26 protein-coding genes are annotated in these 23,146 nt (G+C 69.2%); 20 read left to right on the forward strand and 6 right to left on the reverse strand.

Translation table 11 applies throughout. The features are described from left to right. Positions 1-16 precede the first annotated feature (16 nt). The 17 genes from rpmE (at position 17) to J8M51_RS19575 (ending at position 15,347) form a co-directional block, all read left to right on the forward strand. On the forward strand, positions 17-238 hold the full coding sequence (rpmE, locus tag J8M51_RS19495) for a 50S ribosomal protein L31 (RefSeq protein WP_028804216.1): 222 nt from the start codon (positions 17-19) through the stop codon (positions 236-238). 134 nt (positions 239-372) lie between these two features. After that, positions 373-1,449, forward strand: coding sequence for a peptide chain release factor 1 (gene prfA, locus J8M51_RS19500; RefSeq protein WP_086757581.1), 1,077 nt, complete (start codon positions 373-375; stop codon positions 1,447-1,449). 39 nt (positions 1,450-1,488) lie between these two features. Beyond that, positions 1,489-2,334 carry a peptide chain release factor N(5)-glutamine methyltransferase gene (prmC, locus tag J8M51_RS19505; protein WP_086757579.1) on the forward strand — a complete coding sequence of 282 codons (846 nt, stop codon included), beginning with the start codon at positions 1,489-1,491 and terminating at the stop codon, positions 2,332-2,334. Positions 2,335-2,411: 77 nt separating this feature from the next. Further along, positions 2,412-3,059, forward strand: a complete 648-nt coding sequence (locus J8M51_RS19510) for an L-threonylcarbamoyladenylate synthase (RefSeq protein WP_086757577.1) — start codon at positions 2,412-2,414, stop codon at positions 3,057-3,059. Further along, positions 3,056-3,727: an arsenate reductase/protein-tyrosine-phosphatase family protein gene (locus J8M51_RS19515; protein ID WP_086757574.1), complete on the forward strand. Its 672-nt coding sequence runs from the start codon at positions 3,056-3,058 to the stop codon at positions 3,725-3,727. The genes J8M51_RS19510 and J8M51_RS19515 overlap by 4 nt, the downstream gene beginning before the upstream one ends. A 102-nt stretch (positions 3,728-3,829) precedes the next feature. After that, the gene (locus tag J8M51_RS19520) at positions 3,830-5,068 is read left to right on the forward strand and encodes a serine hydroxymethyltransferase (RefSeq protein WP_086757572.1); all 1,239 of its coding nucleotides are present in this window, start codon (positions 3,830-3,832) and stop codon (positions 5,066-5,068) included. Positions 5,069-5,209: 141 nt separating this feature from the next. Further along, positions 5,210-6,505 carry an MraY family glycosyltransferase gene (locus J8M51_RS19525; protein WP_086757570.1) on the forward strand — a complete coding sequence of 432 codons (1,296 nt, stop codon included), beginning with the start codon at positions 5,210-5,212 and terminating at the stop codon, positions 6,503-6,505. A 434-nt stretch (positions 6,506-6,939) separates the two neighbouring features. Further along, on the forward strand, positions 6,940-7,377 hold the full coding sequence (locus J8M51_RS19530) for a hypothetical protein (protein WP_086757568.1): 438 nt from the start codon (positions 6,940-6,942) through the stop codon (positions 7,375-7,377). Positions 7,378-7,650: 273 nt separating this feature from the next. Next, positions 7,651-8,421 carry a F0F1 ATP synthase subunit A gene (gene atpB / locus J8M51_RS19535; protein WP_086757565.1) on the forward strand — a complete coding sequence of 257 codons (771 nt, stop codon included), beginning with the start codon at positions 7,651-7,653 and terminating at the stop codon, positions 8,419-8,421. A 78-nt stretch (positions 8,422-8,499) separates the two neighbouring features. After that, on the forward strand, positions 8,500-8,733 hold the full coding sequence (atpE, locus tag J8M51_RS19540) for an ATP synthase F0 subunit C (RefSeq protein WP_013000660.1): 234 nt from the start codon (positions 8,500-8,502) through the stop codon (positions 8,731-8,733). 40 nt (positions 8,734-8,773) lie between these two features. Then, positions 8,774-9,322, forward strand: coding sequence for a F0F1 ATP synthase subunit B (locus J8M51_RS19545; RefSeq protein WP_086757563.1), 549 nt, complete (start codon positions 8,774-8,776; stop codon positions 9,320-9,322). Beyond that, positions 9,319-10,134, forward strand: coding sequence for a F0F1 ATP synthase subunit delta (locus tag J8M51_RS19550; protein ID WP_086757561.1), 816 nt, complete (start codon positions 9,319-9,321; stop codon positions 10,132-10,134). The genes J8M51_RS19545 and J8M51_RS19550 overlap by 4 nt, the downstream gene beginning before the upstream one ends. Positions 10,135-10,269: 135 nt before the next feature. Next, positions 10,270-11,865 (forward strand): F0F1 ATP synthase subunit alpha, encoded by a 1,596-nt coding sequence (gene atpA / locus J8M51_RS19555; protein WP_086757559.1) that lies wholly within the window; start codon positions 10,270-10,272, stop codon positions 11,863-11,865. Positions 11,866-11,886: 21 nt separating this feature from the next. Then, positions 11,887-12,804 (forward strand): F0F1 ATP synthase subunit gamma, encoded by a 918-nt coding sequence (locus J8M51_RS19560; RefSeq protein WP_086757557.1) that lies wholly within the window; start codon positions 11,887-11,889, stop codon positions 12,802-12,804. Further along, positions 12,804-14,240 carry a F0F1 ATP synthase subunit beta gene (gene atpD, locus J8M51_RS19565; RefSeq protein WP_059083623.1) on the forward strand — a complete coding sequence of 479 codons (1,437 nt, stop codon included), beginning with the start codon at positions 12,804-12,806 and terminating at the stop codon, positions 14,238-14,240. The genes J8M51_RS19560 and atpD overlap by 1 nt, the downstream gene beginning before the upstream one ends. A gap of 130 nt (positions 14,241-14,370) precedes the next feature. Next, entirely contained in the window at positions 14,371-14,745 is a 375-nt protein-coding gene (locus J8M51_RS19570; RefSeq protein WP_086757555.1) for a F0F1 ATP synthase subunit epsilon, read from the forward strand. A 149-nt stretch (positions 14,746-14,894) separates the two neighbouring features. Next, complete coding sequence (locus J8M51_RS19575; RefSeq protein WP_216588692.1) at positions 14,895-15,347, forward strand: DUF2550 domain-containing protein; 453 nt, start codon at positions 14,895-14,897, stop codon at positions 15,345-15,347. A 17-nt stretch (positions 15,348-15,364) separates the two neighbouring features. Here J8M51_RS19575 and J8M51_RS19580 read toward each other — a convergent pair whose 3' ends face one another. The 3 genes from J8M51_RS19580 to J8M51_RS19590 form a co-directional block, all read right to left on the reverse strand. Further along, the gene (locus J8M51_RS19580) at positions 15,365-17,188 is read right to left on the reverse strand and encodes a glycoside hydrolase family 18 chitinase (RefSeq protein WP_267299342.1); all 1,824 of its coding nucleotides are present in this window, start codon (positions 17,186-17,188) and stop codon (positions 15,365-15,367) included. A 137-nt stretch (positions 17,189-17,325) separates the two neighbouring features. Then, complete coding sequence (locus tag J8M51_RS19585) at positions 17,326-17,967, reverse strand: response regulator (RefSeq protein WP_216588694.1); 642 nt, start codon at positions 17,965-17,967, stop codon at positions 17,326-17,328. A 13-nt stretch (positions 17,968-17,980) separates the two neighbouring features. Continuing rightward, a complete protein-coding gene (locus tag J8M51_RS19590) occupies positions 17,981-19,168 on the reverse strand; it encodes a sensor histidine kinase (protein ID WP_086760475.1) in 1,188 nt (395 codons plus the stop codon). Positions 19,169-19,321: 153 nt separating this feature from the next. Between J8M51_RS19590 and J8M51_RS19595 the strand changes: the two genes are divergently transcribed. Both J8M51_RS19595 and J8M51_RS19600 read left to right on the forward strand, forming a co-directional pair. Further along, a complete protein-coding gene (locus tag J8M51_RS19595; protein ID WP_086760452.1) occupies positions 19,322-19,912 on the forward strand; it encodes a hypothetical protein in 591 nt (196 codons plus the stop codon). Next, positions 19,909-20,118, forward strand: a complete 210-nt coding sequence (locus tag J8M51_RS19600; RefSeq protein WP_086760454.1) for a DUF5708 family protein — start codon at positions 19,909-19,911, stop codon at positions 20,116-20,118. Before J8M51_RS19595 ends, J8M51_RS19600 begins: the two co-directional genes overlap by 4 nt. Positions 20,119-20,137: 19 nt before the next feature. Here J8M51_RS19600 and J8M51_RS19605 read toward each other — a convergent pair whose 3' ends face one another. The 3 genes from J8M51_RS19605 to J8M51_RS19615 are packed head-to-tail and all read right to left on the reverse strand — an operon-like array spanning position 20,138 to position 22,289. Beyond that, positions 20,138-20,710, reverse strand: coding sequence for a cob(I)yrinic acid a,c-diamide adenosyltransferase (locus J8M51_RS19605; protein ID WP_086760456.1), 573 nt, complete (start codon positions 20,708-20,710; stop codon positions 20,138-20,140). A gap of 13 nt (positions 20,711-20,723) precedes the next feature. Next, positions 20,724-21,473, reverse strand: a complete 750-nt coding sequence (locus J8M51_RS19610) for an ABC transporter permease (RefSeq protein ID WP_086760458.1) — start codon at positions 21,471-21,473, stop codon at positions 20,724-20,726. A 33-nt stretch (positions 21,474-21,506) separates the two neighbouring features. After that, positions 21,507-22,289: an ABC transporter ATP-binding protein gene (locus J8M51_RS19615; protein ID WP_086760459.1), complete on the reverse strand. Its 783-nt coding sequence runs from the start codon at positions 22,287-22,289 to the stop codon at positions 21,507-21,509. Positions 22,290-22,390: 101 nt separating this feature from the next. On the opposite strand from J8M51_RS19615, the gene J8M51_RS19620 reads away from it, so the two are divergent. Beyond that, entirely contained in the window at positions 22,391-23,032 is a 642-nt protein-coding gene (locus J8M51_RS19620) for a TetR/AcrR family transcriptional regulator (protein WP_086760461.1), read from the forward strand. The last annotated feature ends 114 nt before the right edge of the window (positions 23,033-23,146 follow it).

Here is a 23,146-nt window from a genome sequence, read left to right on the forward strand (position 1 = left end):
GAAACTAGGAGACACCTTGAAGCGCGACATCCACCCCGAGTACGTCGAGACGCAGGTCAGCTGCACCTGTGGCGCGTCGTTCACCACCCGTAGCACGATCGAGAGCGGCACCATCCGTGCCGAGGTCTGCTCCGAGTGCCACCCGTTCTACACGGGCAAGCAGAAGATCCTCGACACCGGTGGCCGTGTGGCCCGCTTCGAGGCCCGCTTCGGCAAGGCTGCCGCTGCCAAGAAGTAGCGAGCCCCCAGCGCCGGTCCGCGGTGCCCCTCCGGGGGCGTCGGGACCGGCGCTTTGCGGTGCGGCACACAGCTGCGCAGCCCATGAGTGCAGCCCACTCACCACGTAGTACGTCGTACAGGGAGCCGGAAGAGATGTTCGAGGCGGTCGAGGAACTGGTCGGGGAACACGCCGACCTGGAGAAGAAGCTCGCCGACCCGTCGGTCCACGCGGACCAGGCCAACGCGCGCAAGCTGAACAAGCGCTACGCGGAGCTGACCCCGATCGTCGGCACCTACCGCTCCTGGAAGCAGACCGGCGACGACATCGACACGGCCCGCGAGTTCGCCGCGGACGACCCGGACTTCGCCGCCGAGGTCAAGGAGCTGGAGAAGCACCGCGAGGAGCTGACCGAGAAGCTGCGGCTGCTGCTGGTGCCCCGGGACCCGTCCGACGACAAGGACGTCATCCTGGAGATCAAGGCCGGCGCCGGAGGCGACGAGTCCGCCCTCTTCGCCGGTGACCTGCTCCGGATGTACCTCAGGTACGCCGAGCGCGTCGGCTGGAAGACCGAGATCATCGACTCCACCGAGTCCGAGCTGGGCGGCTACAAGGACGTCCAGGTCGCCGTGAAGACCAAGGGCGGCCAGGGCGCCACCGAGCCCGGCCAGGGCGTCTGGGCCCGGCTGAAGTACGAGGGCGGGGTGCACCGCGTCCAGCGCGTGCCCGCGACCGAGTCCCAGGGCCGTATCCACACCTCCGCGGCCGGTGTGCTGGTCACGCCCGAGGCCGAGGAGGTCGACGTCGAGATCAACATGAACGACCTGCGGATCGACGTCTACCGCTCCTCCGGACCCGGCGGCCAGTCCGTCAACACCACCGACTCCGCCGTGCGCATCACGCACATTCCCACCGGAGTCGTCGCCTCCTGCCAGAACGAGAAGAGCCAGCTGCAGAACAAGGAGCAGGCGATGCGTATCCTGCGCTCCAGGCTGCTCGCCGCGGCACAGGAGGAGGCGGAGAAGGAAGCCGCCGACGCCCGCCGCAGCCAGGTCCGTACCGTCGACCGCTCCGAGAAGATCCGTACGTACAACTTCCCGGAGAACCGCATCTCGGACCACCGCGTCGGCTTCAAGTCCTACAACCTGGACCAGGTCCTGGACGGTGAACTCGACGCGGTGATCCAGGCCTGCGTCGACGCGGACTCGGCCGCGAAGCTGGCAGCCGCGTAAGGCCGCTCACGAGCACGACCAGTACGACGGAGGACTTGCGTGAACCTGCTGCTCGCGGAAGTGGCCCAGGCCACCCAGCGCCTGGCCGACGCCGGCGTGCCCTCGCCGCGCAACGACGCGGAGGAGCTCGCCGCGTTCGTGCACGGCGTCAAGCGGGGCGAGCTGCACACCGTCAAGGACGCCGACTTCGACGCCCGGTACTGGGAGGTCATCGCCCGGCGCGAGCAGCGTGAGCCGCTGCAGCACATCACCGGGCGCGCCTACTTCCGCTACCTCGAACTGCAGGTCGGGCCAGGGGTGTTCGTGCCCCGGCCGGAGACCGAGTCCGTCGTCGGCTGGGCCATAGACGCCGTCCGCGCGATGGACGTCGTCGAGCCGCTCATCGTCGACCTGTGCACCGGCTCCGGCGCCATCGCCCTCGCCCTGGCCCAGGAGGTGCCGCGCTCGCGCGTGCACGCCGTGGAGCTGTCCGAGGACGCCCTGACCTGGACCCGCAAGAACATGGCGGGCTCCCGCGTCGACCTGCGCCAGGGCAACGCCCTGGACGCCTTCCGCGACCTCGACGGCCAGGTCGACCTGGTCGTCTCCAACCCGCCGTACATCCCGCTCACCGAGTGGGAGTACGTGGCGCCCGAGGCCCGCGACTACGATCCCGAACTCGCCCTGTTCTCGGGCGAGGACGGCCTCGAACTCATCCGCGGCCTGGAGCGCACCGCACACCGGCTCCTGCGCCCCGGAGGTGTCGTCGTCATCGAGCACGCCGACACCCAGGGCGGCCAGGTGCCCTGGATCTTCACCGAGGAGCGGGGCTGGGCCGACGCGGCCGACCACCCGGACCTCAACAACCGGCCGCGGTTCGCGACCGCCCGCAAGGCGCTGCCCTGATGAGCCCGCGCGCGAGCATGAGCACGCGTCTGATGAAAACCCCCCAGCAGCAGTACGTGTACGAGGAGGCCCGCTAGATGGCACGGCGATACGACACCAACGACGCGACCGACCGCGCCACCGGTCTGCGCGAGGCCGCGTCCGCCATTCGCCGGGGCGAGCTCGTGGTGCTGCCGACGGACACCGTGTACGGCATCGGCGCGGACGCGTTCACGTCGGAGGCCGTGGCCGACCTGCTGGAAGCCAAGGGCCGGGGTCGCAGTATGCCCACGCCCGTGCTCATCGGCTCCCCGAACACCCTGCACGGCCTGGTCACGGACTTCTCCGAGATGGCCTGGGAACTGGTCGACGCGTTCTGGCCGGGCGCGCTGACCCTCGTCGCCAAGCACCAGCCGTCGCTGCAGTGGGACCTCGGCGACACCCGGGGCACGGTCGCCGTCCGCATGCCGCTGCACCCGGTCGCCATCGAGCTGCTCACCGAGGTCGGCCCCATGGCGGTCTCCTCCGCGAACCTGACCGGGCACCCGGCGCCGGAGAACTGCGACGCCGCCGAGGCGATGCTCGGCGACTCCGTCTCCGTCTACCTGGACGGCGGCCCGACGCCCGGCAACGTCCCGTCCTCGATCGTCGACGTCACGGGCAAGGTGCCGGTCCTGCTGCGCGCGGGCGCACTGTCGGCGGAGGAGCTGCGCAAGGTCGTACCCGACCTCGAGGTGGCGAATTGACGGCCCCTGACGCGGGGCGTGGCATATGGGACGGGGAAGAGACGCGGACCTTCACGGGGCTGCCGCGGGACACCTTCCGCATCCTCCACGTCAGCACCGGCAACGTGTGCCGCTCGCCGATCACCGAGCGGCTGACCCGGCATGCCCTGGCGGACCGGCTCGGGGACCCGCTGTGGGGCGGTCTGGTCGTCGAGAGCGCGGGGACCTGGGGGCACGAGGGGGCGCCCATGGAGGCGAACGCGGAGGCGGTCCTCGCCCACTTCGGCGCGGACACCTCCGGTTTCACGGGGCGGGAACTGCTGGACGAACACGTGATCATGGCCGACCTGGTGCTGACCGCCACCCGTGACCACCGAGCCCAGGTCATCTCCATGGGTCACTCCGCCGGGCTGCGCACCTTCACGCTGAAGGAGTTCACCCGCCTCGTCCGCGCCATCGACCCGACCACGCTCCCTCCGCTGGAGGAGGGCATGGTCGTCCGCGCGCGTGCGCTGGTCCGCGCTGCGGCGGCTCTACGCGGGTGGCTCCTCGCCCCCACGGCCGAGGCCGACGAGGTCTACGACCCCTACGGCGCCCCGCTGCCGTTCTTCCAGTCGGTCGGCGACGAGATACACCAGGCGCTGGACCCGGTGGTGACGGCACTGACCGGGGTACCGGCCCGGGCGTAGCCGTCGGCCGGCCGCGGTGATCGGGCACGGCAACACCGGGCGCTCCGGGCATCGCGGGCCTACATTGGGTCGTACGTCACCGTCGACGCCCCGGAGTCCATCATGTCGGTCACCCCTGTACTCGAGGCCGATGTCCTGCGGCGGCAGGACCCTGAGCTGGCCGACATCCTGCTCGGGGAGCTGGATCGGCAGACGACGACGCTGCAGCTCGTCGCCGCCGAGAACTTCACCTCGCCCGCGGTGCTGGCCGCGCTCGGGTCGCCGCTCGCCAACAAGTACGCGGAGGGCTATCCGGGCGCCCGCCACCACGGCGGCTGCGAGCTGGTGGACGTCGCCGAGCGGCTGGCCGTGGAGCGCGCGAAGGCGCTGTTCGGGGCCGACCACGCCAACGTGCAGTCGCACAGCGGGTCTTCGGCCGTGCTCGCCGCGTACGCCGCCCTGCTGCGCCCCGGCGACACCGTCCTCGCGATGGGCCTGCACTTCGGCGGGCACCTCACCCACGGCTCGCCCGCCAACTTCTCCGGCCGCTGGTTCGACTTCGTCGGCTACGGCGTCGAGGCCGACTCCGGGCTCGTCGACCACGAGCAGGTGCGCACCCTCGCCCGTACGCACCGCCCCAAGGCCATCGTGTGCGGGTCGATCTCCTATCCCCGCCACCTCGACTACGCCTTCTTCCGCGAGGTCGCCGACGAGGTGGGCGCGTATCTGATCGCCGACGCGGCCCATCCGATCGGCCTGGTCGCCGGGGGAGCGGCGCCCAACCCGGTGCCGTACGCCGACATCGTGTGCGCCACCACGCACAAGGTGCTGCGCGGGCCGCGCGGCGGGATGCTGCTGTGCGGCGGCGAGCTGGCCGAGCGGGTGGACCGGGCGGTGTTCCCGTTCACCCAGGGCGGCGCGCAGATGCACACCATCGCCGCGAAGGCCGTCGCCTTCGGGGAGGCGGCAACACCCGCGTTCACGGCGTACGCCCATCAGGTGGTCGCGAACGCCCGCACCCTGGCCCGGGGCCTGGCCGAGCAGGGCCTCGTGGTCGTCACCGGCGGCACCGACACCCATCTGCTGACCATCGATCCCGCGCCACTCGGTGTCGACGGACGGACCGCCCGCGGACGGCTCGCGGCGGCCGGGATCGTCCTCGACTGCTGTGCGCTGCCCCACGGCGACGCCCGTGGCCTGCGGCTCGGTACGGCCGCGCTGACCACCCAGGGCATGGGCGAGGCCGAGATGGCACGCCTCGCCGTCCTGTTCGCACAGGCCCTCGGGGAGGGCGCGGACGGCAAGCGCACGCGTGAAGAAGTACGGGACCTGGCCGGAAGATTTCCGCCGTATCCGCGCTGAGGTGGGGTAGACGCACCACCGGGCACAGCAACACATGCAACCATCGGCCCTACCCGGAAGTCCTCAACCGTATGCGTGCGCGGCTTCGCGCATCGCTAGGGTGTGAGGCTGTGATGGCCAGCGAGACCTGTGGGGAAGCCCGTGCGTGAATACCTCCTGACGCTCTGCATCACGGCCGCGGTGACGTACCTGCTGACAGGGCCGGTGCGGAAGTTCGCGATCGTGGCCGGAGCCATGCCGGAGATCCGTGCGCGTGATGTCCACCGAGAACCGACACCGCGCCTCGGCGGCATCGCGATGTTCTTCGGGCTCTGCGCCGGTCTGCTGGTCGCCGACCATCTGACCAACCTCAGCGAGGTCTTCGCCGAGTCCAACGAGCCGCGTGCCCTGCTCTCCGGGGCCGCGCTGATCTGGCTCATCGGCGTCCTGGACGACAAGTTCGAGATCGACGCCCTGATCAAGCTCGGCGGCCAGATGATCGCCGCCGGTGTGATGGTCATGCAGGGTCTGACGATCCTGTGGCTGCCCATCCCCAGTGTGGGGATCGTCGCGCTCACCCAGTGGCAGGGCACCCTGCTCACGGTCGCCCTGGTCGTCATCACCATCAACGCGGTCAACTTCGTCGACGGCCTCGACGGTCTCGCCGCCGGCATGGTCTGCATCGCCTCCGCGGCGTTCTTCATGTACGCCTACCGCCTCTGGTACAGCTACGGCATCGAGGCCGCGGCTCCCGCCACGCTGTTCGCGGCCGTCCTGATGGGCATGTGCCTCGGCTTCCTGCCGCACAACATGCATCCGGCCCGGATCTTCATGGGCGACTCGGGCTCGATGATGATCGGCCTGGTGCTGGCGGCCGGCGCGATCTCCATCACGGGGCAGGTCGACCCGGACGTGATGAACCTGTACGGCTCGGAGCGCAGCACGGTCTACTCGATGGTGCCGGTCTACATCCCGCTGCTGATGCCGCTGAGCATCCTCGCGATCCCGGCGGCGGACCTGATCCTCGCGATCGTGCGCCGCACCTGGCGGGGCCAGTCGCCGTTCGCCGCCGACCGGGGGCATCTGCACCACCGGCTGCTGGAGGTCGGGCACTCGCACAGCCGGGCCGTGCTGATCATGTACTTCTGGTCCGCGGTGATCGCCTTCGGCACCCTCGCGTACACGGTGAACGCGGCGTCGATGTGGATCGTCCTCGCCATCGCCATGTTCAGCGGGGTCGGCCTCTTCCTCCTGCTGCTGCCCCGCTTCACCCCCCGCGCCCCGCTCTGGGCCCAGCGCTTCGTCCCGCCGCGCTACCGCCGCCGTCGCGCGGTCCCGGCCGTCGCCGAGTCCGCCGCCGAGCCCGTCGCCGACTGGACCCCGTCCCTCAACGGAGCGACGGCGATCGGGGGCCGGACGCACGAACCGGAACGCAGTCCGGCGGGTGCCCGCCGCTGAACCGGAGCCGTTCCCCGGGCCCCGCGTCGCAGCGCGCGGGGAACCGGCCGGAGGCCGTGCGCGGTACGCCGCGCACGGCCTCCGGCCGTCCGTCGTGCGGGCGGAGGGGCGGGGCGTCGCGCTGACGGCAAGGTAAGAATCTGACTAACACTTTGCCGATGCCATGCAAGACCCTGACGGTTCAAACCGGCCTTATACCAGACAAGTCGGCGCGGATTTTGCACAGACGGGCAGCTTCACTCTCATGTGTGACACCTGGCACAGCATTCAGGTAAAGACCTCATCAAATAGTTTGTGATACGGTTCACGAGAACCCGGGACAGAGTCGAAGGACCGCAATACGACGGTCTGTTGGCGGGAGATTTCCGCTCGCCCCCGGGGTCTACGCTCGTCCATGACGACACCCTGCCCCCTTAGCAAGCGGAGTTGCCGCCATGCCGTCCAATGACGTCCGGACCCTCCTTCAGGCAGCCGTACCCACGGCCGCCGCCGGCGCGATCGCCGCTGTGATCAGCGGTGTGGTCGTCGGAGGCAAGGGGGCTCTCGGTGCCGTCGTGGCGGCGGTGATCACGATCCTCTTCATGGGAATCGGGCTCTACGTTCTGCAGCGCACCGCCAAATCGCTTCCTCATCTGTTCCAGATGATGGGACTGATGCTTTACGCGGCACAGATCCTGCTGTTGTTCATCTTCCTGTCCGCGTTCAAGAACACCACCCTGTTCCACCCCAGGGCCTTCGCGTTCACGCTCGTCGCCACCACCCTCGTGTGGATCGCCGCACAGACGCGTGCCCATATGAAGGCCAAGATCCTCTATGTCGAACCCGATGAGCCGACGGGCAACAAGCCCGAAAAATCGGGGCACTCGTCGTGAGGAGTAGGGCCGGGATAAGGGCGTGTGCGAACTCCTGCTATCGTCCGGTGCCAACTGCGGCATCGCGGGCGCGGGCATCTGAGCTGACGCCTGCTCAATCGCGAGGCTTGATGCCCCCCAGCCGCCCCCACATCCGTAACACCAGTCCAGTGCCGACCCGCGGCTGCGCGCCGCGCCGACACAACGAGGTTGCCGTACCCATGCGTCACGCCGAAGGAGCCCGTGGTGAGTGCTGACCAGACCCAGCTCGCCTTTGACTGGAGCTGTCGGATCATGTCCGACAACGGCTGTGGCTTCCCGGCTCCGGGCCTGCACTCGTTCCTCTTCAAGCCGATCGCCACGGTCGGCGGGTTCGAGTTCAACAAGGTGATGCTGCTCGCCCTGATCACCACCCTCCTGGTGATCACCTTCTTCACCCTCGCCTTCGGCAAGGCGAAGGTGGTACCGGGCAAGCTGCAGATGATCGGTGAGGCCGGCTACGACTTCGTACGCCGCGGCATCGTCTACGAGACGCTGGGCCGGAAGGAGGGCGAGAAGTACGTCCCGCTGATGGTCTCGCTGTTCTTCTTCATCTGGCTCATGAACATCTGGTCCGTGATCCCGCTGGCCCAGTTCCCGGTGTCGTCGATCATCGCCTACCCGATGGTCCTCGCCCTGATCGTCTACGTGGTCTGGGTCTCGCTGACCTTCAAGAAGCACGGCTTCGTCGGCTTCTTCAAGAACGTCACCGGCTACGACAAGTCGCTCGGCCCGGTGCTGCCGCTCGTCGTGGTCATCGAGTTCTTCTCGAACCTGCTGGTCCGCCCGTTCACGCACGCGGTGCGACTCTTCGCCAACATGTTCGCCGGCCACCTGATGCTGGTCATGTTCACCGTCGCCTCCTGGTACCTGTTGAACAGCTGGATGATCCCGGCGGCCGGTGTCTCCTTCGTCATGACCATCGTCATGATCCTCTTCGAGCTCTTCGTGCAGGCCGTCCAGGCGTACGTCTTCGTGCTCCTCGCCTGCTCGTACATCCAGGGCGCGCTCGCCGAGCACCACTGAGCCCCGCCGCTTCACAAGCCCCCCAGAACGTCCGGTGGCCAACCCCCGCCGGTCCATGAAAGAGAAGGAAGAATCAGCATGGCTGCCATGGAGACCCTCGCCGCCCTCGAAGGCAACATCGGTTCCGTCGGCTACGGCCTCGCCGCCATCGGCCCCGGCGTCGGCGTCGGCATCATCTTCGGCAACGGCACCCAGGCCCTGGCCCGTCAGCCCGAGGCCGCCGGTCTGATCCGTGCCAACCAGATCCTCGGCTTCGCCTTCTGTGAGGCGCTCGCCCTCATCGGCATCGTCATGCCGTTCGTCTACAACTGACGAGCCCTGACGAGCAAACCTTTCAACGAAAGGCACTGATGTGATCGCCAACCTGGTACAGCTGGCGGCCGGGGAAGAGCAGAACCCGCTCATCCCGCCGGGCCCCGAGCTGCTCGTGGGCGCCATCGCCTTCGCCATCGTGTTCTTCTTCTTCTGGAAGAAGGCGCTCCCGAACATCAACAAGGTTCTGGAAGAGCGCCGCGACGCGATCGAGGGCGGTATCGAAGAGGCCGACCGTATGAAGGTCGAGGCCCAGAGCGTGCTGGAGCAGTACAAGGCCCAGCTCGCCGAAGCTCGGCACGAGGCCGCGCGGCTGCGCCAGGAGGCGCAGGAGCAGGGCGCCACGCTCATCGCCGAGATGCGCGCGGAAGGCCAGCGGCAGCGCGAGGAGATCGTCGCCGCCGGTCACTCGCAGCTCGAGATCGACCGCAAGGCCGCCGCTTCGGCGCTGCGTCAGGACGTGGGCAAGCTCGCCACCGACCTGGCCGGCAAGCTCGTCGGTGAGTCCCTGGAGGACCACGCCCGGCAGAGCCGCGTCATCGACCGCTTCCTCGACGACCTCGAGGAGAAGGCCGAGGCCGCGCGATGAACGGAGCGAGCCGCGAGGCCCTGGCAGCCGCCCGTGAGCGTCTCGACGCGCTGACGGACTCCACGTCCGTGGACGCGACGGTCCTCGCCGACGAGCTGGCCGCCGTCACCGCGCTGCTCGACCGCGAGGTGTCGCTGCGTCGGGTCATCACCGACCCGGCGCAGTCCGGCGAGGCCAAGGCCGAGCTGATCGGCCGCATCCTCGGCGGCCAGGTCGGCGCGACCACCGCCGACCTGGTGTCGGGCCTGGTGCGTTCCCGCTGGTCGCAGCCCCGCGACCTGGTGGACGCGCTGGAGCAGCTGGCCGATGTCGCCGACCTCACCGCCGCGCAGCAGTCGGGCGCGCTCGACGACGTCGAGGACGAGCTGTTCCGGTTCGGCCGGATCGTCTCCTCGAACACCGAGCTGCGGGCCGCGCTGACCGACCGTGCCGCCGGTGCCTCCGCCAAGGGCGAGCTGCTGCGCAGCCTGCTCGGCGGCCGCGCCAGGGCCACCACCGAGCGTCTGGTGACGCGCCTCGTGACCGCGCCGCGTGGACGTAGCCTGGAAGCGGGACTCGACTCGCTGTCCAAGCTCGCCGCGGAGCGCCGGGACCGTGTGGTCGCCGTCGTCACCTCGGCGGTTCCGCTGAGCGACGCCCAGAAGCGCCGCCTCGGCGCCGCCCTGGCGAAGCTCTACGGCCGCACGATGCACCTCAACCTCGATGTGGACCCGGCCGTCGTCGGCGGGATCAGGGTCCAGGTCGGCGACGAGCTGATCAACGGCTCGATCGCGGACCGTCTCGAGGACGCCGGCCGCCGCCTGGCGAGCTAGCACCAAACTTCATAGCAGTACGTACGTATGTCTGCGGCCCGGTTGGGCCGTGCAGAGGATTCACCTCTTTCAGGGGGGAGTCCCCATCCCCCCAAAGTGAAACTTCGGGCCCAACAAGGAGAGCAGGGAACCCAGATGGCGGAGCTCACGATCCGGCCGGAGGAGATCCGGGACGCGCTGGAGAACTTCGTCCAGTCGTACCAGCCGGACGCGGCCTCGCGCGAAGAGGTCGGTACGGTCACGCTTGCCGGCGACGGCATCGCGAAGGTCGAGGGTCTTCCCTCGGCCATGGCCAACGAACTGCTGAAGTTCGAGGACGGCACCCTCGGCCTCGCGCTCAACCTGGAAGAGCGCGAGATCGGCGCGATCGTCCTCGGTGAGTTCAGCGGTATCGAGGAGGGCCAGCCGGTCAGCCGTACCGGCGAGGTGCTGTCGGTCGCCGTGGGCGAGGGCTACCTCGGCCGCGTCGTCGACCCGCTCGGCAACCCGATCGACGGCCTCGGCGAGATCGAGACGTCCGGCCGCCGTGCCCTGGAGCTGCAGGCTCCCGGCGTCATGGCCCGTAAGTCGGTGCACGAGCCGATGGAGACCGGCTACAAGGCCGTCGACGCCATGACCCCGGTCGGCCGCGGCCAGCGTCAGCTGATCATCGGCGACCGTCAGACCGGCAAGACCGCCCTGGCCGTCGACACGATCATCAACCAGCGCGACAACTGGCGCTCCGGTGACGTGAACAAGCAGGTCCGCTGCGTGTACGTCGCCATCGGTCAGAAGGGTTCGACGATCGCCTCCGTGCGTGGCGCCCTCGAAGAGGCCGGCGCGCTGGAGTACACGACCATCGTCGCCGCCCCGGCGTCCGACCCGGCCGGCTTCAAGTACCTGGCGCCGTACACCGGTTCGGCCATCGGTCAGCAGTGGATGTACGAGGGCAAGCACGTCCTCATCATCTTCGACGACCTCTCGAAGCAGGCCGACGCCTACCGCGCCGTGTCACTGCTGCTGCGCCGTCCGCCGGGCCGTGAGGCCTACCCGGGTGACGTCTTCTACCTGCACTCCCGTCTCCTCGAGCGCTGCGCGAAGCTCTCCGACGAGCTGGGCGCGGGCTCGATGACTGGTCTGCCGATCGTCGAGACGAAGGCCAACGACGTCTCGGCGTTCATCCCGACCAACGTCATCTCCATCACCGACGGCCAGTGCTTCCTGGAGTCGGACCTCTTCAACGCCGGTCAGCGCCCCGCGCTGAACGTCGGTATCTCCGTCTCCCGAGTCGGTGGTTCCGCGCAGCACAAGGCGATGAAGCAGGTCTCCGGCCGTCTGCGCCTCGACCTCGCCCAGTACCGTGAGCTGGAGGCGTTCGCCGCCTTCGGTTCCGACCTGGACGCCGCGTCGAAGTCGCAGCTGGAGCGCGGTCAGCGTCTGGTCGAGCTGCTCAAGCAGCCGCAGTACCAGCCGATGCCGACCGAGGACCAGGTCGTCTCCGTGTGGGCCGGTACCACCGGCAAGATGGACGACGTCCCCGTCGCCGACGTCCGCCGCTTCGAGAAGGAGCTGCTGGAGTACCTGCACCGCAAGGAGCAGGGCCTCATGACCTCCATCAAGGAGGGCGGCAAGATGTCGGACGACACCCTGACCGCCGTCGCGGACGCGATCGCCGAGTTCAAGAAGCAGTTCGAGACCGCGGACGGCAAGCTGCTCGGCGAGGACGCCCCGGCCGTCAACGTCTCCAAGTGACGTAAGGAAGGGACCTGACTCATGGGAGCCCAGCTCCGGGTCTACAAGCGTCGCATCCGATCCGTCACCGCGACCAAGAAGATCACCAAGGCGATGGAGATGATCGCCGCCTCGCGCGTCGTCAAGGCGCAGCGCAAGGTGGCGGCCTCCACGCCGTACGCGACCGAGCTCACCCGCGCGGTCACGGCGGTCGGTACCGGTTCGAACACCAAGCACCCGCTGACCACGGAGGCGGAGACGGCGACCCGTTCCGCGGTGCTGCTCCTCACGAGCGACCGCGGACTGGCCGGCGCCTTCAACGCCAACGCCATCAAGGCCGCCGAGAAGTTGACGGCGCGTCTTGAGGCGGAGGGCAAGGAGGTCGACACGTACATCGTCGGCCGCCGCGGTCTGGCCCACTACAACTTCCGCGAGCGCAAGGTCGTGGAGTCGTGGTCGGGCTTCACCGACGAGCCCAGCTACGCGGACGCGAAGAAGGTCGCGGGTCCGCTGATCGAGGCCATCGAGAAGGACACGGCCGAGGGTGGTGTGGACGAACTCCACATCGTCTTCACCGAGTTCGTCTCGATGATGACGCAGTCGGCGCTCGACGACCGGTTGCTGCCGCTCAGCCTCGAAGAGGTGGCGGCGGAGGCGACGCCCAAGGGCGAGATCCTTCCGCTGTACGACTTCGAGCCGTCGGCGGAGGACGTCCTCGACGCCCTGCTGCCGCGCTATGTCGAGAGCCGTATCTACAACGCGATGCTTCAGTCGGCCGCTTCCAAGCACGCCGCCACCCGCCGCGCGATGAAGTCGGCCACCGACAACGCGGGCGAGCTGATCAACACGCTCTCCCGCCTTGCCAACGCGGCCCGCCAGGCCGAAATCACCCAGGAAATCAGCGAGATCGTCGGTGGCTCCGCAGCCCTGGCCGACGCGAACGCGGGGAGTGACAGGTAATGACGACGACAGTTGAGACGGCCGCTGCCACGGGCCGCGTCGCCCGGGTCATCGGCCCGGTCGTCGACGTGGAATTCCCCGTCGACGCCATGCCCGACATCTACAACGCCCTTCACGTCGAGGTCGCCGACCCGGCCGAGGACGGCGCCAAGAAGACGCTGACCCTGGAGGTCGCCCAGCACCTGGGTGACGGCCTGGTCCGCACCATCTCCATGCAGCCCACCGACGGTCTGGTCCGCCAGGCCCCGGTCACCGACACCGGTGCCTCCATCACCGTCCCCGTCGGCGACTTCACCAAGGGCAAGGTGTTCAACACCCTCGGTGAGGTGCTGAACACCGACGAGAAGTACACGGGCGAGCGCTGGGGCATCCACCGCAAGGCCCCGAACTTCGACGAGCTCGAGTCGAAGACCGAGATGTTCGAGACCGGCGTCAAGGTCATCGACCTTCTCACCCCGTACGTCAAGGGTGGAAAGATCGGTCTGTTCGGTGGTGCCGGCGTCGGCAAGACGGTGCTCATCCAGGAGATGATCTACCGCGTCGCCAACAACCACGACGGTGTCTCCGTGTTCGCCGGTGTCGGTGAGCGCACCCGTGAGGGCAACGACCTCATCGAGGAGATGGCCGACTCGGGCGTCATCGACAAGACCGCGCTGGTCTTCGGTCAGATGGACGAGCCCCCGGGCACCCGTCTGCGCGTGGCCCTCGCCGGTCTGACCATGGCGGAGTACTTCCGCGATGTGCAGAAGCAGGACGTGCTGTTCTTCATCGACAACATCTTCCGCTTCACCCAGGCCGGTTCCGAGGTGTCGACCCTGCTCGGCCGTATGCCCTCCGCGGTGGGCTACCAGCCGAACCTGGCCGACGAGATGGGTCTCCTCCAGGAGCGCATCACCTCGACCCGTGGTCACTCGATCACCTCGATGCAGGCGATCTACGTCCCCGCGGACGACCTGACCGACCCGGCCCCGGCCACCACCTTCGCCCACCTCGACGCGACGACGGTTCTCTCCCGTCCGATCTCCGAGAAGGGCATCTACCCGGCCGTGGACCCGCTGGACTCCACGTCCCGCATCCTGGACCCCCGCTACATCGCGGCGGACCACTACAACACCGCGATGCGCGTCAAGACGGTCCTCCAGAAGTACAAGGACCTCCAGGACATCATCGCGATCCTCGGTATCGACGAGCTGGGCGAGGAGGACAAGCTCACCGTCCACCGTGCCCGTCGCGTCGAGCGCTTCCTGTCCCAGAACACCCACGTCGCCAAGCAGTTCACCGGCGTCGACGGGTCGGACGTCCCGCTGGACGAGTCGATCACCGCGTTCAACGCGATCATCGACGGCGAGTACGACCACTTCCCCGAGCAGGCCTTCTTCCTGTGCGGTGGTATCGAGGACCTGAAGAAGAACGCGAAGGAGCTCGGCGTCAGCTGACGCCCGGCGACTTGTGAACAGTGGGGGGCGAGACCACACCTCATGGGGTGCGTCCCGCCCCTCTCTGTACTCCCACTAGAATTGACCCAACACCCGGCCGAGGCGCCGGGTGGTGACCCGAGGAGCCACCTTGGCTGCTGAGCTGCACGTCGCGCTGGTCGCGGCCGACCGAGAGGTCTGGTCCGGCCAGGCCACCCTGGTCGTCGCCCGTACCACGTCCGGCGACATCGGCGTCATGCCCGGTCACCAGCCGCTGCTCGGTGTGCTGGAGTCGGGCCCGGTGACCATCCGTACCAGTGACGGCGGCACCGTCGTCGTCGCTGTGCACGGCGGTTTCATCTCGTTCGCGGACAACAAGCTGTCCCTGCTGGCCGAGGTCGCCGAGCTGGCCGACGAGATCGACGTCCAGGGCGCGGAGCGAGAGCTGGAGCGCGCGAAGGCGGAGGGCGACGCCGCCGCCGAGCGCCGCGCGGATGTACGACTGCGTACGGCGGGTGCGCGCTGAGCGCGGACGTCGTGTGATGCTGTACCTCAGCCGCGGCTGGGTCGGGATGTCCTCATCCCGACCCAGCCGCGGCTGAGGCAAATATGGGTGTTTTTTACGTTCCATTACCTAGCAGGCGCGTTACCTGGGAGACGAGGAGGTCGGTGTCGATGGTCCTCGCTCTGGCTGTGTGCGGGTCGGTGATCGCGCTCGTGGTGGTGGGGCTCTTCGTCTTCGGACTGCGCCGGCGGCTGATCCAGCGCTCCGGTGGCACCTTCGACTGTTCCCTGCGCTGGGACGCCCCGGAGAAACCCGGCAGCGACGAGAACGGCAAGGGCTGGGGGTACGGGGTCGCCCGCTACAACGGCGACCGTATCGAGTGGTACCGCGTCTTCTCGTACTCGATCCGCCCCCGCCGGGTGCTGGAGCGCTCGGCGATCGAGGTGGCCGGGCGCCGCACCCCCGAGGGCGAGGAGGAGCTGGCGCTTCTCTCCGACGCCGTGATCCTCGCGTGTCAGCACCGCGGGACCCGGCTGGAACTGGCGATGAGCGAGGACGCGCTGACCGGTTTCCTCGCGTGGCTGGAGGCAGCCCCGCCCGGTCAGCGCGTCAATGTTGCCTAGTCGTTTCTTGTCGTGGGCTACTTCAGCCCGTTACTGATCGCGCTCACCAGCTCCCCGTTGCCTGTGTCGCCGCTGAACTCCCAGAAGAAGGCGCCGCCGAGGCCCTGGTTCTTGGCCCAGGTCATCTTGGAGCCGATGGTGGCCGGGGTGTCGTAGGACCACCACTGGTTGCCGCAGTGCGCGTACGCCGTGCCGCCGACGGTGCCGTTGGCGGGGCAGGAGTTCTTCAGGATCTTGTAGTCCTCGATGCCGGCCTCGTACGTGCCGGGTGCCGCGCCGGTCGCCGTGCCGCCGGGGGCGGACTGGGTGACCCCGGTCCAGCCGCGGCCGTAGAAGCCGATGCCGAGCAGCAGCTTCGAGCCGGGGACGCCCTTCGACTTCAGCTTGGCGATGGCGTCGGCGGAGTTGAAGCCCGCCGCCGGGATGCCCGGGTACGAGGTGAGCGGCGAGTGCGGGGCGGTCGGGCCGTCCGCGTCGAAGGCGCCGAAGTAGTCGTACGTCATCACGTTGTACCAGTTCAGATGGGTCGCGGCGCCGCCGTAGTCGGCCGCGTCGATCTTGCCGCCGGAGGAGCCGTCGGCGGTGATCGCGGCGGTGACCAGGTAGTTCGAGCCGAACTCGGTGCGCAGCGCGGACATCAGGTTCCTGAAGGCCGCCGGTCCGCTGGTGTCGCAGGTCAGACCGCAGGCGTTCGGGTACTCCCAGTCGATGTCGATGCCGTCGAAGACGTCCGCCCAGCGCGGGTCCTCGACCACGGCCTTGCAGGACTTGGCGAAGGCGGCCGGGTTCTGCGCGGCCTGGCCGAAGCCGCCGGAGTAGGTCCAGCCGCCGAAGGAGTACAGCACCTTGATGTGCGGGTACTTGGCCTTGAGCTGGCGGAGCTGGTTGAAGTTGCCGCGCAGCGGCTGGTCCCAGGTGTCGGCGGTGCCGCTGACGGACTGGTCGGCGGTGTAGGCCTTGTCGTAGGCGGCGAAGGTGTCGTCGACCGTGCACTGGCCGTTCTTGACGTTGCCGAAGGCGTAGTTGATGTGGGTGATCTTGGATGCCGAGCCCGAGGTCACCAGGTTCTTGACGTGGTAGTTGCGGCCGTAGACGCCCCACTCGGTGAAGTAGCCGAGGTTGATCTTCGCGCCGGGGTTCGGGTCGGTGCCGCCGCCCGTGGTCCGCACCGAGGCCGCGCCGCTGACCGGCCCGGTCTGGTCGGCGGTGTCGCGGGCCTGGACGGTGTACGAGTAGTCGGTGCCGGCGCTCAGACCGGTGTCGGTGTAGGTGGTGCCGGTGACGGTGGCGACCTTGGTGCCGCCGCGCAGGACGTCGTAGTTCTTGACGCCCTTGTCGTCGGTGGCCGCCGACCAGTTGAGCTTCACCGAGGTGTTGGTGACGTTCGAGGTGGTCGGGGTGCCGGGGGCGGAGGGGGCCGCGTCGCCGGGGACGGACGGGCCGCCGTCACAGCTGCCGCCGTTCAGCTTGCAGTTCGAAGGGGAGCCTGAGCCGCTCCCGTTGAAACCGAAGGAGACGGAGGCGCCCGGTGCGAGGGTGCCGTTCCAGGACTTGTTCTTGGCGGTCCAGTGGGTGCCGGAGGAGGTGACGTCCGCGTCCCAGGCGGAGGTCACGGACGTGCCGGAGGGGAAGTCCCACTCGACGGTCCAGGAACTGATCGTGGTCGTCCCGGTGTTCTTGACGGTCCACTTGCCCTCGAAGCCGGAGCCCCAGTCCTGGGGCTTGGCGTAGGTGGCGGTCGCCTGCGTGGCGGCCTGGGCGGGGGTGGCGAGACCGACGAGGCCGGCGAGGGGGAGGAGAAGGGTGGCGAGACCCGCTGTGGCTCGTTGCCTGAAGCGCATGTGCGCCTCCTTGTGGGGTGTCGTGAGCATGAGCATGACGTGGCGCAGTGCGGCTGAGAATAGAAAGGTCTGGACCATAGGTCAATGGGTCTGGACCAGTGCGCCCGCTCATGACACCCCGGCGGAGCCCGCCGCCGTCAGACCCCCAACTCCTGCGCCAGCACGGCCGCTTGCACCCGGCTCCGCAGATCGAGCTTCCCCAGCAACCGGCTGACGTGTGTCTTCACCGTCGCCTCGGCCATCCGGAGCCGCCCGGCGATCTCCGCGTTCGACAGCCCCTCGCCCAGACAGGAGAGGACCTCCCGCTCCCGCCGGGTCAGCGAGTCGAGGACCACCGGATCGACCGTGGGCTCGCGTACGGGCTTGGCGGCGAACTCGGCGATCAGCCGCCGGGTGACCGCCGGGGCGATCAGCCCCTCGCCGCGCCCCACCGCCCGTACCGCCTCGATGAGGTCCCTCGCCTCCGTGTTCTTCAGCAGGAACCCCGAGGCGCCGGCCCGCAGCGCCCCGAACACATACTCGTCGAGGTCGAAGGTGGTCAGCACGAGGACGTCGGCCAGCCCCTCCGCGACGACCTGACGGGTCGCCGACACCCCGTCCAGACGCGGCATCTGTACGTCCATCAGCACCAGGTCCGGCCGCAGCTCCCGGGCGAGCGCCACCGCACGCTCCCCGTCCGCCGCCTCGCCGACCACCTCGATGTCCGGCGCGCTGCGCAGGATGAGCACCAGTCCGGCCCGTACGGCGGACTGGTCCTCGGCGACGAGCACACGGATCATGCGGGTTCTCCTCTCACGTGGGTTCTCTTTCGGTGACGGGGAGGGCGGCGCCGACCCTCCAGATCTTGGCGTCTCCCGCGCTCTCGGGGCCCGCCTCGAAGGTGCCGCCCAGCAGGGCGACCCGCTCCCGCATCCCGATCAGGCCGGCACCGGAACCGGGCGCGCTCGGCACGTTCCGGTCGCCGTACGGGCTGGTCACGGCGATGCCCAGGGTGCCGTCGGTCTGCCGCAGCGCGACGGTGACCCGGCCGGGGCAGGCGTGCTTCAGGGCGTTGGTCAGCGACTCCTGGACGATGCGGTAGGCCGCCAGTTCGACGGGGGCCGGGAGGGTGGCGCCGTGGTCGGCGTCGAGGGTGACGTCGAGCCCGTTGGTGCGGGCGGCGTCCACGAGCGCGCCGAGCCCGTCGAGGGTGGGCGCGGCGGACGGCTCGGTGTCGTCGCTCGAATCGCGCAGGATGCCGATCAGCCGGCGCATCTCGGCGAGCCCCTCGACGCTGTTCTCCCGGATGACCCCGAGGGCCTCCTTGGAGGTGTCCGGGTCGTCGAGGGAGAGCGCGGCCGTGGAGTGGATCGCGATGGCCGAGAGGTGGTTGGCGACCATGTCGTGCAACTCCCGTGCCATGCGCGCCCGTTCGGATACGACGGCCTGGGCGCGGTCCATCTCCGCGAGCAGGGCGGTCTGTTCGGCGCGCAGCCGGGCGGCCTCGGCGGCGTCGCGGTGGTCGCGGACGATCCAGCCGGTGGCGGCGGGGGTGAAGCCGACCAGTCCGATGACCACCCCGATGAGCAGGGCCTCGGGCCGCTGCCACACCGCGAGCGGGACGACGGTGCCGGCCACCGTCATCAGCCCGGCGATCCAGGGGACCCGGCGGGCCGTGGAAGGCCGGCCGTACAGCACGGCCGCGTACACCAGGTCGGTGAACATCAGCAGGGTGAGCAGATTGCCCTGGGTGATGGTGTCCAGCGTCAGCGCGGCCCAGCCGACGAGCAGGGCCGTGCGCGGCATGGCGCGGCGCAGGGTCTCGCATACGGCGGTCACCACGAGCGGGAGCAGGATCCACCACTGCCCGCCGAGCAGTACGAGCGCATCGTCGGCGGGGCGGGTCGCGAGGCCGAGGCTCCACAGCAGCAGACCCCCGAGGAGTCCGGCGAGGGCGGCGTACAGGTCGAAGCGGTGGGGGCGGGGCAGTCGTACGGCCATGTCCTCCATCCAACACGCCGCGCGCCCCCGCCGCCTGATCCCCGCGAACGGTCCTGGACTGCATCGTTCGATGTACCGCGACTTCGTCACCGCCGACGACGAAACGGGCGGCGGCGGCCGGGAGCCTGGAAGGGTGACCGAAAGGAGTGCGTCGTGATCGTCGCGTTGATCATCGCCTGTGAGGTCGGCTTCTGGGTGCTGCTGGCGCTGGCCCTGGCCGTCCGCTATCTGCTGAACAAGCGCCGGGCCAGTGTCGTCCTGCTGCTCTGCGAGCCCGTGCTGGAACTGGTGCTGTTCGTGGTGACCGCGATCGACCTGAAGAACGGCGCCGAGCCGAGCTGGGAGCACGGGGTGGCGGCCCTCTACATCGGCTTCACCGTGGGGTACGGCCACTACATGATCACGTGGCTGGACGGCCACGCGGCCCACCGCCTGGCCGGCGGGCCCAAGCCGCAGGGCCCGCCGAAGTACGGCCTGGCCCGCGCCCGGCACGAGGGGAAGCTGTGGACCCGGACGCTGGTGGCGACCGGGGTGGCACTGGCTCTGCTGCAACTGGCCGTCTGGTACGTCGGCGACGACGGGAACGTCGATTCGCTGAGGTCGTTCCAGTGGGTCGCCCTCCGGGCCGCCGGTATCCACGGCCTGGTCGCCCTCGCCTACACGATCTGGCCGAAGAAGGAGCCGGACGCCCCGCGGGGCGAGGACCGGGACTCCGGCTACGCGAAGGAGAGGATCGGACGATGAGCGCCGCGAGGGACAGGGCGTCCGGCCGGGCGACGAGGAACCTGCTGGAAGGGGCCGCCACCTTCGTCACCGGCCTGGTGCTGTGGCTCTTCACCGAGGGGGTGACGGTCCCGGTCGTCACCCTGACCAAGGTCGGCGTGGTGATGATGTGCGTCGGCGGCGTCCTGCTCGCCACGGGCCTCTACCAGCGGGCGCGCGGAACGTGATCCTGGGCCCCGGGCGCGGCTAGCGCTCCCCGCCCGGCACCCACAGCACGTCCCCGACCTCCTTGTTCGCGGTCCTCGCGAGGATGAACAGGAGGTCGGAGAGGCGGTTGAGGTAGGTCGCGGTGAGCGGGTTCATGGTCTCGCCGTGGACCTCCAGCGCGGCCCAGGTCGAGCGCTCGGCCCGCCGTACGACCGTGCAGGCCTGGTGCAGCAGGGCCGCGCCGGGGGTGCCGCCGGGCAGGATGAAGGAGCGCAGTTTCTCCAGCTCGCCGTTGAAGCGGTCGCAGTCGGCCTCCAGCTTGTCGACGTAGAACTGCTCGACCCGCAGCGGAGGGAACTCCGGGTTCTCGGCGACGGGTGTGGACAGGTCGGCACCCACGTCGAACAGGTCGTTCTGCACCCGTACGAGGACCTTGACGACCTCCTCGTCCAGCCCGCCCAGCGCGATCGCGGTCCCGAGCACCGCGTTGGCCTCATTGGCGTCCGCGTACGCCGAGATCCGCGGATCGGTCTTGGACACCCGGCTCATGTCCCCGAGATGCGTGGTGCCCTTGTCGCCGGTCCTGGTGTAGATACGCGTCAGATTGACCATGCGACCAGCGTAGTTACGCCCCGGCCGTCCGGAAGACCCGTGTGCCCACCGTCACGGAGACCGCCGCGAGCCCGAGGGCGACCAGGACGCCGTACAGCATGGCCGGGGTGGCGTACGCGCCGACGTACGCGTCACGCATCGCGTCCACCAGATAGCGGAACGGCACGAAGTGGGACAGGACGTCGAGCCAGCCGGGGGCCAGGGACATCGGGAGCATCAGTCCCGACAGGAGCATCGACGGCATGGTCAGCGCGTTGACCGCCGGGCCGAACTCGTGCTGCGAGCGGGCCCTCATGGCGAGCGCGTACGACAGCGAGGCGAGCGAGACCGTCAGCAGGGCCACGAAGGCGAAGCCGATCAGGATGCCGGCAAGGGGTGCGCGCAGGCCCATGAGCAGGGCGGCGAGGACCAGCAGCACCGCCTGGAGGACGAAGACCGCCGTGTCGCGCAGCACCCGGCCCAGCAGCAGGGCGAGCCGGCTCACGGGGGTGACCCGCATCCGTTCGATCACCCCCGTCTGCTTTTCGAGGATGACCATGAAGCCCGCGAACGAGGCCCCGAACAGGGCCAGTTGCAGCAGCAGCCCGGGCACGAGCACCTGCCAGGAGGTGCCCCGTGAGCCGAGCGGGACGTCGGTGAGCAGCGGACCGAAGAAGAGCAGATACAGCAGCGGCATCAGCACGCCGAACAGCATCGCGAAGCGGGAGCGCAGGGTCTGCCGGGCGTACCGCCCGAAGATCAGCGCGGTGTCGTGAAGAAGCATCGAAGTCCTCGGACGGGTGACAGGGGCCGGGCCCTAGACGGCCACGGGGGTGGTGTCGGCGGGGGAGGGGCCCCGTCCGGTGATGGCCAGGAAGGTGTCCTGGAGCGTGGCGTCGACCGAGCCGCCGTGCCTCAGCTTGAGCGCGCTCGGGGTGTCGTCGGCCACGACCAGGCCCTGGTCGACGACGACGATCCGGTCGGCGAGGGCGTCCGCCTCGTCGAGGTAATGGGTCGTCAGGAAGACCGTGGTGCCGTGCTCGTCGCGCAGTCGGCGGACCGACTCCCAGAGGTCGGCGCGGCTCGCGGGGTCCAGCCCCGTCGTCGGCTCGTCCAGGAAGAGGACTCGGGGCCGGTGGGTGAGCGCCATCGCGATGTCGAGGCGGCGCCGCTGGCCGCCGGAGAGTGTGGCGCACCTGCGGTCCAGCAGCTCGGTGAGGTCCAGTTCGCGGGCCAACTCCCGGGCGCGCTCGATGGCCTGGCTCTTCGTCAGCCGGTAGAGCCGCCCCTGGGTGACCAGCTCCTCCCGCACGGTGATCTGCGGATCCACCCCGCCCGACTGCGCCACATAGCCGCAGGCCCGGCGCACCCCGGCGGGGTCGGTCGCCAGATCGTGGCCCGCGACCGTGGCGGCGCCGCCGGTCGGCGGAAGCAGAGTCGTGAGCATCCGCAGGGTCGTCGTCTTCCCGGCGCCGTTGGGTCCGAGGAGCCCGAGGATCTCACCGGGCCGGACGGTCAGATCGATTCCGCGCACTGCCTCGACGGGGCCGCGCCTGGTCTGGAAGGTACGGCTCAGTCCGGCCGTACTGATGATGGGCATGACCCCAGAAAAACAGAGTCACTTAAATTTTGCAATGCCACCAAGTTTTCATGGTCCCCAGAAAATCGTCGCCGACCGGCGCGGCGACCTACGATGTGCCCATGGCAGAGGGGCTCAGGGAGCGCAAGAAGCGCGAGACGAGGCAGCGGATCTCGGACATCGCCACCGGGCTGTTCCTGGAGCACGGGTTCGTGACCGTGACCATCGCGGAGGTGGCCGACGCGGCCGATGTCTCCGTCAACACGGTCTACAACTACTTCCCCGCGAAGGAGGACCTCTTCTTCGACCGCAGCGCGGGCATCGTCGACCGGCTCGCCCGCTGGGTGCGCGCCCGCGACCGGGGTGAGTCGGCCGTCGCCGCCGTCCTGCGCGAACTGCGCGAAGAGGTCGAGGCCGTCTCGCCGCGCGTCGGTCTGATGGAGGGTTACGACCGGTTCATGAAGGCCATCCACGAGGCGCCCGCCCTGCGGTCCCGGCTCTGGAGCATCCAGCAGGAGGTCCAGGACAACCTGGAGGCGGCCCTGCGCGAGGAGAGCGGCGCCGCCCCCGGTGACTCCCTGCCGACGCTGATCGCCGGTCAGATCAACTGGGTCCACCAGACGGTGATGGCCGTCATCGGGCGCGAGATGCTCGCGGGGCGCAATCCGGACGAAGTGTCCCGAGAGGTGCTTCTTCTCCTGGACGACATGGAGGGCCTGTTGAGCGAGCGGGTCCTCAACTACGCCGTACGACCCTCCGAGTGAGTCCCGGTGGTGTGATGTCCGCCCCTTGAGACGTGACTCGCGTTACTAAGCGGTCACACGGCCCCTCACGAGCGCTAGTGTCCGCCGGAGAGGTAACCCATCGACAGCGCGTAC

The organism is Streptomyces griseiscabiei (genome assembly GCF_020010925.1).
GTDB lineage: Bacteria > Actinomycetota > Actinomycetes > Streptomycetales > Streptomycetaceae > Streptomyces > Streptomyces griseiscabiei.

Bases quoted from the DNA above. Each gene is read 5' to 3' on its own strand.
- prfA (WP_086757581.1), top strand. From the start codon at position 373: ATGTTCGAGGCGGTCGAGGAACTGGTCGGGGAACACGCCGACCTGGAG.
- J8M51_RS19510 (WP_086757577.1), top strand. From the start codon at position 2,412: ATGGCACGGCGATACGACACCAACGACGCGACCGACCGCGCCACCGGT.
- J8M51_RS19520 (WP_086757572.1), top strand. From the start codon at position 3,830: ATGTCGGTCACCCCTGTACTCGAGGCCGATGTCCTGCGGCGGCAGGAC.
- J8M51_RS19530 (WP_086757568.1), top strand. From the start codon at position 6,940: ATGCCGTCCAATGACGTCCGGACCCTCCTTCAGGCAGCCGTACCCACG.
- atpB (WP_086757565.1), top strand. From the start codon at position 7,651: ATGTCCGACAACGGCTGTGGCTTCCCGGCTCCGGGCCTGCACTCGTTC.
- atpE (WP_013000660.1), top strand. From the start codon at position 8,500: ATGGCTGCCATGGAGACCCTCGCCGCCCTCGAAGGCAACATCGGTTCC.
- J8M51_RS19550 (WP_086757561.1), top strand. From the start codon at position 9,319: ATGAACGGAGCGAGCCGCGAGGCCCTGGCAGCCGCCCGTGAGCGTCTC.
- atpA (WP_086757559.1), top strand. From the start codon at position 10,270: ATGGCGGAGCTCACGATCCGGCCGGAGGAGATCCGGGACGCGCTGGAG.
- J8M51_RS19560 (WP_086757557.1), top strand. From the start codon at position 11,887: ATGGGAGCCCAGCTCCGGGTCTACAAGCGTCGCATCCGATCCGTCACC.
- atpD (WP_059083623.1), top strand. From the start codon at position 12,804: ATGACGACGACAGTTGAGACGGCCGCTGCCACGGGCCGCGTCGCCCGG.
- J8M51_RS19575 (WP_216588692.1), top strand. From the start codon at position 14,895: ATGGTCCTCGCTCTGGCTGTGTGCGGGTCGGTGATCGCGCTCGTGGTG.
- J8M51_RS19580 (WP_267299342.1), bottom strand. From the start codon at position 17,188: ATGCGCTTCAGGCAACGAGCCACAGCGGGTCTCGCCACCCTTCTCCTC.
- J8M51_RS19585 (WP_216588694.1), bottom strand. From the start codon at position 17,967: ATGATCCGTGTGCTCGTCGCCGAGGACCAGTCCGCCGTACGGGCCGGA.
- J8M51_RS19590 (WP_086760475.1), bottom strand. From the start codon at position 19,168: ATGGCCGTACGACTGCCCCGCCCCCACCGCTTCGACCTGTACGCCGCC.
- J8M51_RS19600 (WP_086760454.1), top strand. From the start codon at position 19,909: ATGAGCGCCGCGAGGGACAGGGCGTCCGGCCGGGCGACGAGGAACCTG.
- J8M51_RS19605 (WP_086760456.1), bottom strand. From the start codon at position 20,710: ATGGTCAATCTGACGCGTATCTACACCAGGACCGGCGACAAGGGCACC.
- J8M51_RS19610 (WP_086760458.1), bottom strand. From the start codon at position 21,473: ATGCTTCTTCACGACACCGCGCTGATCTTCGGGCGGTACGCCCGGCAG.
- J8M51_RS19615 (WP_086760459.1), bottom strand. From the start codon at position 22,289: ATGCCCATCATCAGTACGGCCGGACTGAGCCGTACCTTCCAGACCAGG.
- J8M51_RS19620 (WP_086760461.1), top strand. From the start codon at position 22,391: ATGGCAGAGGGGCTCAGGGAGCGCAAGAAGCGCGAGACGAGGCAGCGG.